The organism is Coraliomargarita parva (assembly GCF_027257905.1).
GTDB lineage: Bacteria > Verrucomicrobiota > Verrucomicrobiia > Opitutales > Coraliomargaritaceae > Coraliomargarita_A > Coraliomargarita_A parva.
Genome location: NZ_JAPZEI010000003.1, coordinates 140,423 through 152,403, shown reverse-complemented (window position 1 = coordinate 152,403; position 11,981 = coordinate 140,423). Strand labels below are relative to the sequence as shown.

The window sequence follows — 11,981 nt, the reverse complement described above, 5'->3', positions numbered from 1 at the left end:
TTCAGTAGGCCTTCGACAGGCAACATTAAGGCAAAAAACTACCTGTCCTATTTCCGGCGGCGGCGAGCCAGCATGGTCAACAGGGCGACACTACCACAGAGAAAAGCGAAAGTCGCCGGCTCGGGAATATTCGTAACCTGAAGTGTATCGAGCCGGATCGTCGTATTGGCGGTGTTATTTGAATCGAAGTAGAATCCGATGCCAGTGATCGGAGACGAAGCCAAATCGGAGGAAGCTACCGAACCGATCGACATCGTGCTGTCGGGAGTCAGGGTGAAATCAAGCCATAAGGCCGCGTCCGTGGAATAGGTGAATTGTTGGGCCACAGCCGACGCATCTGCCGAACTAAAGTTGCTAGCGGACGTATAGGCGCTGCTGTTGGAAAAAACCTCGGCAGATACATACCAGCTGCCTCCCACCTGCACAAGCAACTGGACAGAAGCCGTGGTGTTCGAATTCCCCATCATCCAAGTGATGGTGTCTACGTTTGACAGGGACAGACCATCCTCGAATCCAGCCCAGATCATATCCTGGGTTCCGGTTGATGCATTCGATGCGAAGTAGTAGCCAAATCCATCGCTGGAGGGATTTCCTGTAAGACTGGAGATACCAATACGATCTCCTGCATTCGGGGCAACATTCGTCAAATCAGTCGCCGACGTTGTCGCATAAGCCTCCCATCCGATAGTGGCGCTACTCGAATTAGTGCCACTGCTATCGAATGTTTCAGAGTAGATGACGCCTCCATGAAGCGAGGCTCCAGCGGCCAAAGACGCCAGAATGACGAAGAGGGTAGGTTTGGTAGGGGTAAGCAATTGAATATTCATAGAGTGCCTATTATGCGAAGAAATCAGTGATACATACAATTTTATACTAGAGATGTGATGCAGTTTCGATTTACTATTGGTAAATGATTGAAAAGGTGCAGTCACTCGAAAGAGCCTTTAAAATCCTCTATATAGTGGCGGGACGAAGCGGAGGGAGAAGCGTGGCTGAAATTGCGAAAGAAGCCGGACTCAAGTCGATCACTGCCTATAAACTCATCCGCACGCTGGAGTCGGAACATTTCCTCAAACGCACGGGCCCTCCACTCCATTTCGAATTGGGTCACGCGGTCTACGAACTCAAAAGCATCGACGATGCCCGTCACCTTCTAACCTCAGCCGGCAAGGAATTACTCAGGGCGCAGCGCCGCTTACCCGAAGCTGCCTTTGCGCTGCTTCAGTGGGAAGACACGGACACCTATCAACGGCTGGCGGTCTTGCCGAAACAGTATGGAAAAGTGATTGCGCGCCGCGAATATCAGGTGGACCCTTACAGCAAGGCGAGTTCCCTGCTCTTCCTCGCGTATGCGCGATCGGAGCAAGTAAAACGTTTCTTTGAAAAGCACCCGTTTGACCGGCAAATAGAATCAGGCAACACGCTGACATGGAAATCAAAGCGGGAGTTAAACCGTTTCCTCAAGGAAATCCGCACCACCGGACTGGCTCTACCAAAGGCTCTTGATTACGGATGGTTCCGCTTGGCCGCCCCGGTCTGGTCAGCCGATGGAGAATTACTGGCGGCCGTCGTGGGTTACATCGGAAACGATCACGCATCCGACCGGCAAAAGAAACGACTCATCGAGTTATGCATCGAATTAGCAGACCGGCTGACAAAAATCATGTCTACCTACGATAAAACAATGTTCGACGCCACTTAAACTGCAATGGTGCCAGAAAATTAGCCTGAGCCCTAAACGGAGGGGCAAAGTTTTCTTAAATCACTGACCAGCCATTGGATGGGGCCTCTATCCATAGATTCAAGCGATAAACTGTCGATTCTACTTGTTAAATGCAATGCATTTCATTAACTACCGAACTATGCCAAAAATCACCCCTCTCAGTCGCCTGCTATGCCTCTCACTGTTCTTTGTCAGTGCCCTTAATAGCACGTCAGCAGTAGACCTTACATCTGGAGACCGGCACCCCGGGACCCGAGCGGTATTTCCCGAAAGTGCCCTTTATGAAAATGGTGGCCCGATTATTGATGTCACCCGAGCTCCGTTTAATGCCAAGGGCGATGGCGTCACTGACGACACCCAAGCACTGGTGAAGGCCTACGACGTAATAGCTAAAGACGTCCGCTACGAAAATGAGTATGGTAAAGGTTTAAAAAACACGCCCATACCTGACAAATCCTACATCATCTACCTACCCGACGGGGAATACCTCGTTTCCGATACCATCATTTATTCAGGCGAGCCGATTATCTGGCGTCGGCCTAGCAGTGGTGATCTCCTTGAAGGGATCAATCTGGTTCACTTCATCGGCGAGAGTCGCGAAGGCACCATCATCCGACTCAAGGATGCTTCGGAAGGCTTTGAAGCAGGCTCACACAAGCCGGTCATTTCCTTCGGCAAGCTAGAGTTCAATAATGTCGAAACAAACAACCTCGTTGAAAACATCACGATCAACACGGGCTCAGAGAATCCTGGAGCAGTAGGGATTTATCATGTCGGTGCAAACATGTCCACACTCCGCAACCTGACGATTCACTCCGATGATGGTGCAGGCTATGCCGGGATCGCGGTGATAGCACCGCCGACCATGGGATACCATTCTGACATTACCATCGATGGCTTCGAGAACGGGATCCTCATGACGCCCTACCACGTTAGCCACAACTCCTTCGAATATATTAGCCTGATTGGTCAGAGCAAAGCCGCCATCAGTGTCGAAGACAGCTCGACCTCGCTACGTCGCATACGGGTTGAAAACTGCGGCGGCCCTGCAATTGAGATCGTGGGCAAAGGCGGTCAGGTCTTTGCTATGGACAGTGACTTTTCTGCGGCCAGCTCAGGCGTCAGCGGCCCGGCCATATCTGCAGAAATGGGCTCGCTCTATGTTCGGGATATTCGCACGAGCGGATACGCCACCAGCATCTCTGCCTACGGCAACCGCCAAGTCAAGGAAGGCTACGTGGAAGCATTTGCCTATCCAAGCGCTCATGCCTATCCCTATGTGAAAGACGCACTGTTACACGCACTCAATCTCCCGGTTAAAGACGAGCCGCCGGTTTCCTATCCTGAGAATTTAGAGGATTGGGCTGTGGTTGAAGATTACATCGAAGGCACCGAGGCCGCAGATGACCCCTTCGATTACTCCGAAGCCGTCCAAGCCGCGATGAACAGCGGCAAGCCCTATGTGATCTTCTCCAAAACGGGCAGCTACTTGATAACAGGGACCATTGACGTGCCGGCCTCCGTCAAAGTCGTGAACGGTCTCTTCTCCAAGATTTCGGCTAAGGACCAGACACTATTCAAGGTTTCGGAAGCATCAGAGAAACCCGTAATCTTCGAGAACATTCAAGTCTGGGGCGCCCGGCCCATCATCAGCCATGAAGCCATGCGGCCCGTCGCGATTCGCATGACACGAGGCCAGCACAGCATGTATGAGAATAAAAATGAAGCCGCGGGGGCTGAGCTATTCCTCACTAATATTTGTAATGTTGGGAAAGACAAAGGCAGCATCCGCGACCAGAAAGTCTGGGCACGTTTTATCAATACTGAAAATGGGCTCACTCCGCAGTTCCCAGTCGTCAATACAGACTTCTGGTTATTCGGATATAAAACGGAAAAGCACCGCAGCTCGGTCGCAGCCTACGACGGCTCCCGCGTCGAAGTGCTCGGTGGCGTCTCGAATCAATACACGCAAGCCAAGTATCTGCGTGACGGCTACTCGCCGGATGCGACTTTCCTGATTGAAAACTCCCAAGCGACTATTTTCGCCTGCACCAACGGCCCTAGCCGCAAAGACGAGTTTGGTTTCTTTAAGCTTCTGGAAGTGACCAAGGGAAACAAGACATGGACCTATGACGTCTCGAAAGCTCCCAAGCGCCACGGACGGAAAGGCCAGTATTTCATCCCGGCTTCGATCGTGGGCGCCGAAGAATAAATGGGCTCAAGCAGCCTAGCTTGGCCACCATCCGTGAACACCCCCGGATTCGAGGGCCTCTTTCAGGGAGGGCAAATCAGGATGCCACTGCTTCTCCCACTCCAGACTGACGACACCGTCAAAGGAATCAGTCGTCAGTTTCTCCAACAAAGGCACGATCGGTAAAGCCCCCTCCCCCGGTAACACATACTGAACTCCATTTTTGCTCGATGCATCCAGAAGAGCATCCTTGATATGGATGTGCCGGGTAAATGGTTTGAAGTATGCCCAATCGTCCAAAGGCGAACGCCCGGTCAAGCGCCAAGAATGGCAGACATCCCAGAGGATGTTAATCTTCCCAGGAAAACGCTCAGCGAGCTCCCCTGTTTTCCGCCAATCCGCCAAATAATCGTGGGTCTCGATCAGCAGTTCAGTGTGAATACCTGCAGCGCACTTCCAAGCCTCCCATTTTTCCAAGGCCTTCAGAATCAAAGCAACGCCATCTTCCTGCCCATCTGGTTTTCCGTCAAAGACACGAATGTAGGGAATGTTTGCTCGCTCAGCCCAGTGCGCCAACTTTTGCACGTCTTGCCAGCCCGCTTCGTTATCAGCGAGTAAAAACCAGGAGCTATTGAGGCCAACGACACCCACACCCGATGCATCGCACTGGGCACGCATCGATTCCGGACTGCCGAATGCCTGAATCATCGCCGAGTGAATATCCAATTCGCCTCCAAGCGTGCGCAATTCAATTGCACCAAAGTCAAACTGACGAGCCAGAGTTGAGAGTTCGGCCCAGTTCGCTTCCGGCCAACCCATGCTGGAAAAGCAAAGTTTGAAAGGTCTGAATGTCTCAGGTGCTTCTGTCATAAATTTCCAAAGTTATTGCGGCCTGAACGGGTTCGCCAACTAAGTAGCGCTTTAAATTTTCAAAAGCAAAGTCGGCGCAATACCGGTAAGCATCCGTGGTCGGCCCTCCGATATGCGGGGAGAGCACGATCCCCGACACTTGATGCAGAGGCGAGTCCTTTGAGAGAGGTTCTTCAAAATAGACATCCAATCCCACACGCAGAGATTTTTCCATGGCCACCCGGGTCAAGGCAGCCTCATCAACGACCCGCCCCCGGCCCACATTGACAAAGACAGCCCCCTCCGGCAGTTCGCGTAATATGGCCTCGTTCACACTCAGTTCCGAGCTTTCCCGCAAGGCCTCCAATTCGATGAGCACATCGGCTCCGGCAAAAAGCGATTTCAAACTCTGGGCTTCTTGAACCCCGTTAACCTCAAACAGTGACGAAGGCACCCCTTCGGAATACGCAGTAATCGATGCCACTTGAAAACTTCGCAGCATTGGAACGAGTTCGCGCGCAATCACACCAAACCCGTGAATGCCGACTCGGCGATGCCGTAGACTCTGCGCATTCAGCCTAGCTTTAGCATTACGAGAATCCCCCATCATGAGATCAGGCCAATCCACAACACGACGCAGCGCACCCAATGTCAGGAGCATCACATGTTCTGCTATGGTATAGCTGATTTGCGAACCCCAGTTACTGACGATCACACCCCGTTCAATCATGGAGCGTGGCACCAATTGACGCACCGATCCGGCGAAGTAACACACGTAACGGATCGAATCATTCGGGTCCTCAGCAATGACCTTGGGAATTGATGGCGTATCCCAGCCAGCGACCAAGACGTCAGGCTGTTCTTCCCGCAAACACTGAAGCCATTGTTCCCCGGAAAAGCCTGTCACATCGACTTCCTGAATCTCATAACCATCCAGATTCGGGAACGGCCGCCCCTGTAAGAATGCCTTTTTGGAACGTTCGGATATGGCAGCCAGCAACTTCATACGCCTTGAGTCTGATTGAAGCTGACCCGCTGCGGCTGACAAGTATTGCCTTCCATGTCATACGGTAACTCAAAGACAAGCTCTCCGCTTGAATCACAGAAATACAATCTGGATGAACTCAACTCACGTGGATTGCCATCGGCCCAAAAGGCATAGAAGGGATCCTTGGCCCCGAGAGGACGACGGACATAGCCGTGATTCATCTCACTGTCTTCGGTCACCTTGCACACACAGAGCCAATGAGCTCCTTGATCACGACTCTCCCAGATCGAAATCTCGCCACCGGTCCCGTAGTGATCCTTGCCCGGATCCGTCGGAGCAATCACGCGCCAGAGATCACCTTCGACGTAGAGACTCCCCATGTCGTAATTGTGGGTCGAAATCGTAATTACGGATGTTTGCCAAGCCTTCCCATCCCAGTGCGTCACACACCATTCCCGCGGGTCGCCCTGCGGACCGGGGTTCCCGTCACGACTGCGCACATACAATAAGATCGGGTTGCCTTCGGCATCAAAATTCAAATCACAAGTGTAGGCCAATTGCCCGGCAGAACGATAGTCTGCGACCAACGCCATATTTTCCGGTTGATCCAAGGGCAATGCAGCGACTGCTCCAGCTGCATTGGTCCAGGTTCTCCCACCATCACTGCTTTCCAAATAGTAGATATTCGTCCGTGCATTATTGTCACTCTCCGGATGCCAATTGAAAAAGGTAGCAAGCTTAACACCATTACAGCCTGAGACTTGATAGTGTCCACCAAAGCCAGCCAGTTTATGGTCCCGCGACCATGTGAACCCATCAGAGCTCGTTTTCCAAAAAAGTTCACGAGCGGGGCCCTTCAAACCCTCGGTATATTTTGTAAAAAGCAAAAAGAACCCCTGGTTTGGAATCAACCAAACCTCCGGATAAGTTACTTCCTGTTCCGAAATGCATTCAAAAACGTCAATACAACCCGGCTCTCGACTACAGAAAATATATCCCGGACGTTTCACTCCACGCCCACTGACGAATACCCAAATACGACCTTGGGCATCGATTTGAATGGATGCATTATCATGGGGGTCGTCCACCCCCTGCTTATCACAAACGACAACCGGCTTGGAGACCTCGCCTGTCTTGTGATCGTAGTAACCGGCCATGATCAACAAATAGCGTTGATCGGCCGAAGGTGTGCCCCCGTAGGTGAAAAAGGTTTTGTCGAATTTTTCAGAGTAAACCGCCATCGGTTGGTGATTTGCCGTATAGGTGCCCAAACCTCCGGAATAGCGGTCGCCATGTTCATATTGATGCCCGAGCTCGAACCAGATGCCACGATAGCCATCAATTGTCAGCTGTTTTGATAGGGAGGAGCAATTCATGTCCTCGAGTTTCAAGAAAATGCAGATAACGGCGCAATCGGATTGAATTTTGATATTTTATAAATCATTTTATTTTTATATCATTTCACCATGGTCGAAAATTTCACCCCGCAACATCTACGCCTTTCCCTCCATGAGTTTGCCAGTTTACGCAATGAGCTGATCTGGGCTTACGACCACGCGCCGGGATCCCTCACCAAAGTCGTGACTCGCAATGCAAATAGCGGCAATTGGGCTTGGTTCATTCGGACAGGCTGCTTGAATTTAATCCATGAAGACAGAACGATCCGGGTGAACCCAGGCCAATGGATCCTCCTGCCCGAGGGCACCTCGCAACATGTATTCGAAGAGAATACGCACATCATTTCCATTCACTACCGATGCCAATGGCCTTCAGGCGAAAATCTGGTCCGCACCCAACAAGGACTGGTCTTCGAGGCAAAAAAATTCCCTGAGCTACTGAAATCCGCCACCAAACTGGCAAAAACTGTATCCACCGCAGTCCCGAAATCAGCGATCTATAACACTTACCATTCCCAACAGCTGGACTTTCGAAGCTACCTCAGAATCGAATCACTCTTCCTAGAATGGCTCGGACTCTGGTCAGAGGTCGTCCAAAGTGAAGGAGCCGAATGGGTGAAGAATCACACTGAGGACGAGCGCCTGTATAAGGCCATTCGCATCCTCAACAAACACCCTCTCAGCCAGAAGCTCCCGGAAGACACATTGATGGAGGAAACAGGCTTAAGCATGGTTCATCTGAACCGTTTGATGCTCAATTACAGCGGTTTTACCATAAGGAAGTATTGGGAAAACCGTCGCCTTAACATGGCACAGGACGCGTTAATGGACACCCGTAAGAGCATCAAAGAGATCGCCTATCAGCTGGAGTTTCGCTCCGACTCTTTATTCGTCAACTGGTTCAAACGGCGCGAAGGAATCAGCCCGGGACAATACAGGGAGGAAAATACGACACAGCATTAAATGTATAAAAAAAAGCCTCCGGTGAGAGTCCTCAGAGACTCAGCCCAATAGAACTCCCATTATTTACGCTCTTCTTCGAACAAGGCTCACAACTAAGACACAAATACCACCAATTAAAGCAGATGCCCTCGGCTCAGGAACAATAGAAACATTATCTATAATGTAATCGCTGGACGAGTTCCCACGACCAAAAGTAATATTGGCCAAATCGTTACGGGCTGCTGCATAGTGAAAGTATGTGATACCGGTGGCAGAACCGGCGACTACGTCATCGGTCAAATTGTAGATCGTAATATTATAGTAGGAGTTACTGCCACTTTGTTCGTCGAAAAATCCATCCAATGTAAGACGATAAACATCAGTGCTTGCACTAGTGATTAATTCACTTTGTGAACCACCCGCATCGACTAGAGTTTTCCAATTCGAGCCATCATACATCTGGAAATTACCTGTGTTATCTAAACGCGTATTAGCAGAAATTACGTTTCCTGAATCACGCAAAAACATATTAAATGTTCGGCTATCGCTTCCAAGAGCGTTTCCAGTGGTCAAAAGTTGGAAATCGACATTCAACGTGAATGCACCGGTCATCGTTGTAAAATCCTGGTATAAGGTGCTACTGCTGTTAGTTCCGGCAATGATTGCGGCCGAGCCTGAACCATCCAAACCAGTCACCTCAGAAGGTGTGATTCCACCAGCCTTTGTCCAACTATCCGGATCACCACTGGTCCAGGATTCGAAATCACCATTATCCAGAGTCTGAGCACTTAATTGAGAAACAAAGGCAACAGACAGGAGCCCGATGAGGGCAGAACGTGCGGAATAGTCATTCATAATCAATCGTGACAGGGGTTCAGGGTGGTCGCAGGTTAAGAAATACCGAACCGTGCATTCAACCGAATTGCCTTTTACTATTTCCCAAAGAGTTTTAAATTTTTATCAGATCGCATCTTGGCAGACACTCTCACCGACCAGTAGGTAAAGAGTTCCTTCACCCCATAAGCCATCATTGACTCAGTTCGTCCGACACAGGCCTTAAACGTAAAATGTAATGCATTTCATGTATTCGGTGGACAAGACAACTTTCTTGGCTAAAGCTAGAATCTTTCATCCCAACCGAGTCCATCCCCTTACCTAATATGTCCATTAAGATTCTGAAAATCAGCGTCTGCCTACTCTGCTCCGCGACAGGCAGTCTCTTTGCACAAAATATCCTCTTTGTAGGTAATAGCTTCACCTACAAATCAAAGAGTCCCGACGCCAGCGTTGTGAGCGACTTGAACGGCGGCAAGATGGGAGGTATCCCCGCGATCATTCACGCCATGGCCAGCGAAAGCGGTGTAACCGGCTTTGAAATCAGTATGGAATGCGTCGGTGGCCAAACACTCTCCTGGCATTATGCGAAGAAGCGCGAGCTCATCGACAAGCCCTGGGATGTTGTCGTGCTTCAGGACTATAGCACCCGCACTCTAACCACACCGACCAGCGGCAAAGGTTCCAATGTCCCTGCCTTCAAGAAAGCAGTCGACGATCTCTGCAGCATGATGCGAGCAAAGAATCCAGACGCTGAGATGATCCTCTACGAAACCTGGGCGCGACCCAACATGGTCAAGACAGGGACCTTTTCGAATCTGGAAGCGATGCAATCGGAAATCCGCACCGCCTACAAGCAGGCCGCCCAGGACTTCAACGCCGCATATGCTCCGGTGGGTGATGCCTTTGTCGCAGCCGTTGAGGCGGGCTACGCGGACGACCCAAGCACCGAGGCAAAAGAGGGCCCTCACTCACTCTGGGCGGGCGACCATTACCATCAAAGCAACTACGGCTCCTTCCTATCCGCTGCGGTTTTCTATGCTAGAATCTTTGAGCGCGACCCCCGGGAACTTTCGACCGGAGAAGACAGTGTTGCTGCCCAGCTAAACTTGGACCCAAAGATCGCGCAGTCACTGCTCAATCTCGCCTACCAGTTAACCCAAAGCTAAAACGTCTCCGGACAAAGCGAAACCTTGCTTCAAGCCCTTCCCCTAGAATGCAAAAACTACAACACTTCAGTGCCTCACTACTCTCACTCTTACTGGCCGCCTGCGGGAATTCTGTAAAAACGACGACGCCGGCCGAGACGACACAGCCTGCAGTCGAAAACGTCTATCGCCTCAATGTCCAGGACCTGGGCGCATTGGGTGATGGGAAGCACGACGATGCCGCTGCTTTTGAGTCGGCGCTGAATCAGCTACGCGCCATTGAGGGCCCGAAAGAACTGATCGTTCCAACCGGCACCTACTACCTCAAGCCCACAGAGGGATCGAGTGCACACATTTCGATCACCAAGCAAAAGGATCTCACACTCAAGGCCGGCAAAGGCACGCTCTTTGTCATGGGTTCTCCCTTTCATGATGGAGTCTATGTCGGCCAGTCCGAAAATGTAAATTTGGAATCCTTTGCGATCGACTACCAACCGCTCCCCTTTACCCAGGGCACGATTGTGGAAGCGGATCCGAAAAGCCACGCATATGTGTTGGAGATCGACGAGGGCTATCCTCTGGTCAGCGATCCGCAAATCGATGCCGATCACACCAAGAACATTCTCTACATCTACAAAGACGATACCACGATCAAGGATAACAGCTTCTACGACCAGTATATCGTCAAGATGGAACAACTCGGTGACCACCGGGCGAAGCTGAAAAGCCGCAATCCGGTCACGGATGCTTTCGTCGGCAAGCGTGCCGTGCTAGTAGGACGCCGCAAAGCCAATGCGGTCACCTATGATAAGAGCAAAGGTGGAACCTTGTATCAAATTTCCGTGCATGCTTCACCCGCACTCGCCTACTTGCTCCGGTCCTCCAGCAATATCACACTGAGGGAATGCAACATCATCCAAAAGCCCGGCACCAACCGGATCCTCAGTTCCATCGCCGACGGCCTGCATGTCAAATGGGGGCATATCGGCCCGAAGGTCTATGACTGCCACTTCGAAGGCATGGGCGACGATTCCATGAACGTCGGAGGAACGTATCAACGAATCTACGACCAACCGGATCCCCGCACGCTCATCGTCGAAGCACATGGATCGCTGGCCACCGGAAAGAATATCAAATGGGTTGTTTATGAAACCGGTGAGGTCATCGACCTTCCGGAATGCAGCGGCCTGCGCACAATGAGATACAACGGCAAAGCGGCCATGCAGCTCAGCTTTAGCGAGGACTTAAAGCGGATCGGCCCAATGCTCAAAAATACCGATTTCGACCACTGCGACTTGGTCATCAACTACGACCAGGTAGCGATGAACCCGATCATTAAAGGCAACTTCTTCGGGCGCCATCGCATGCGCGGTATTATGCTGCATGCACCAGGTGCCATCGTCGAAGACAACCACTTCGAAAACCTGAATGGCGGGATCAATGTCGGACACCACTACCATGGCCGTAAGGAAGGCCCCAATGGTGCCGGAGCCATCATACGCAACAATAGCTTTTCCTATGTGCAATCGGTCAACATCAGCCTGAATGACTCCGGGCCTCCGGCAGCGACGGAGGCCCGGAGAAGCTCGATCAAGGATATCGAGATCACGGGCAATCAATTCGACAATTATGGCGAACCCACCGCACACAGCGGTAGAGACTTCGGCTCTGTCATTTCAGTCAATACGGCTGACAATGTCCTCGTTAAAGACAACGTCATCGGGGTGCCCAACCCGAAGGCTCCCTCCGATGTCGCTCGCATTAAAATCGGTGAAGCGATGAACGTGAAGCTGGAGAATAACATGTTCTCCGCAACCGCATTACAGAATGGGACGGAATACGGGTTCTCCGAAGAGGCTGATATGACAAGCATCGAAAAAGACGACTGAACAAATGCAGCGTCGATGCG

10 protein-coding genes are annotated in these 11,981 nt (G+C 51.2%); 5 read left to right on the top strand and 5 right to left on the bottom strand.

The features are described from left to right. Positions 1–47: 47 nt before the first annotated feature. Positions 48–827, bottom strand: coding sequence for a hypothetical protein (locus O2597_RS05125; RefSeq protein ID WP_269523125.1), 780 nt, complete (start codon positions 825–827; stop codon positions 48–50). 83 nt (positions 828–910) lie between these two features. Between O2597_RS05125 and O2597_RS05120 the strand changes: the two genes are divergently transcribed. Both O2597_RS05120 and O2597_RS05115 read left to right on the top strand, forming a co-directional pair. Continuing rightward, the gene (locus O2597_RS05120) at positions 911–1,702 is read left to right on the top strand and encodes a helix-turn-helix domain-containing protein (protein ID WP_269523124.1); all 792 of its coding nucleotides are present in this window, start codon (positions 911–913) and stop codon (positions 1,700–1,702) included. 160 nt (positions 1,703–1,862) lie between these two features. Further along, on the top strand, positions 1,863–3,935 hold the full coding sequence (locus O2597_RS05115; protein ID WP_269523123.1) for a glycosyl hydrolase family 28-related protein: 2,073 nt from the start codon (positions 1,863–1,865) through the stop codon (positions 3,933–3,935). 15 nt (positions 3,936–3,950) lie between these two features. On the opposite strand, the gene O2597_RS05110 is transcribed toward O2597_RS05115, so the two are convergent. From O2597_RS05110 to O2597_RS05100, 3 genes are read right to left on the bottom strand one after another with little or no spacing between them, the layout of a single operon-like run. Continuing rightward, entirely contained in the window at positions 3,951–4,784 is an 834-nt protein-coding gene (locus O2597_RS05110; protein ID WP_269523122.1) for a sugar phosphate isomerase/epimerase family protein, read from the bottom strand. Next, a complete protein-coding gene (locus O2597_RS05105; protein WP_269523121.1) occupies positions 4,768–5,769 on the bottom strand; it encodes an NAD(P)-dependent oxidoreductase in 1,002 nt (333 codons plus the stop codon). Before O2597_RS05105 ends, O2597_RS05110 begins: the two co-directional genes overlap by 17 nt. Then, positions 5,766–7,127 (bottom strand): BNR-4 repeat-containing protein, encoded by a 1,362-nt coding sequence (locus O2597_RS05100; RefSeq protein ID WP_269523120.1) that lies wholly within the window; start codon positions 7,125–7,127, stop codon positions 5,766–5,768. The genes O2597_RS05105 and O2597_RS05100 overlap by 4 nt, the downstream gene beginning before the upstream one ends. A 90-nt stretch (positions 7,128–7,217) precedes the next feature. On the opposite strand from O2597_RS05100, the gene O2597_RS05095 reads away from it, so the two are divergent. Then, complete coding sequence (locus O2597_RS05095) at positions 7,218–8,111, top strand: AraC family transcriptional regulator (RefSeq protein ID WP_269523119.1); 894 nt, start codon at positions 7,218–7,220, stop codon at positions 8,109–8,111. Positions 8,112–8,174: 63 nt separating this feature from the next. Here the strand turns inward: O2597_RS05095 and O2597_RS05090 are convergent, their stop codons facing one another. Further along, positions 8,175–8,945: a hypothetical protein gene (locus tag O2597_RS05090; protein WP_269523118.1), complete on the bottom strand. Its 771-nt coding sequence runs from the start codon at positions 8,943–8,945 to the stop codon at positions 8,175–8,177. Positions 8,946–9,250: 305 nt separating this feature from the next. Here O2597_RS05090 and O2597_RS05085 point away from each other — a divergent pair, with 305 nt between their 5' ends. Together O2597_RS05085 and O2597_RS05080 are read left to right on the top strand one after the other, a co-directional pair. Continuing rightward, entirely contained in the window at positions 9,251–10,093 is an 843-nt protein-coding gene (locus O2597_RS05085; protein WP_269523117.1) for an SGNH/GDSL hydrolase family protein, read from the top strand. 47 nt (positions 10,094–10,140) lie between these two features. Continuing rightward, the gene (locus tag O2597_RS05080; RefSeq protein WP_269523116.1) at positions 10,141–11,961 is read left to right on the top strand and encodes a glycosyl hydrolase family 28-related protein; all 1,821 of its coding nucleotides are present in this window, start codon (positions 10,141–10,143) and stop codon (positions 11,959–11,961) included. Positions 11,962–11,981: the final 20 nt, after the last annotated feature.

Coding starts and splice junctions, on each gene's coding strand:
- O2597_RS05125 (WP_269523125.1), bottom strand. CDS start 827: ATGAATATTCAATTGCTTACCCCTACCAAACCTACCCTCTTCGTCATT.
- O2597_RS05120 (WP_269523124.1), top strand. CDS start 911: ATGATTGAAAAGGTGCAGTCACTCGAAAGAGCCTTTAAAATCCTCTAT.
- O2597_RS05115 (WP_269523123.1), top strand. CDS start 1,863: ATGCCAAAAATCACCCCTCTCAGTCGCCTGCTATGCCTCTCACTGTTC.
- O2597_RS05110 (WP_269523122.1), bottom strand. CDS start 4,784: ATGACAGAAGCACCTGAGACATTCAGACCTTTCAAACTTTGCTTTTCC.
- O2597_RS05105 (WP_269523121.1), bottom strand. CDS start 5,769: ATGAAGTTGCTGGCTGCCATATCCGAACGTTCCAAAAAGGCATTCTTA.
- O2597_RS05100 (WP_269523120.1), bottom strand. CDS start 7,127: ATGAATTGCTCCTCCCTATCAAAACAGCTGACAATTGATGGCTATCGT.
- O2597_RS05095 (WP_269523119.1), top strand. CDS start 7,218: ATGGTCGAAAATTTCACCCCGCAACATCTACGCCTTTCCCTCCATGAG.
- O2597_RS05090 (WP_269523118.1), bottom strand. CDS start 8,945: ATGAATGACTATTCCGCACGTTCTGCCCTCATCGGGCTCCTGTCTGTT.
- O2597_RS05085 (WP_269523117.1), top strand. CDS start 9,251: ATGTCCATTAAGATTCTGAAAATCAGCGTCTGCCTACTCTGCTCCGCG.
- O2597_RS05080 (WP_269523116.1), top strand. CDS start 10,141: ATGCAAAAACTACAACACTTCAGTGCCTCACTACTCTCACTCTTACTG.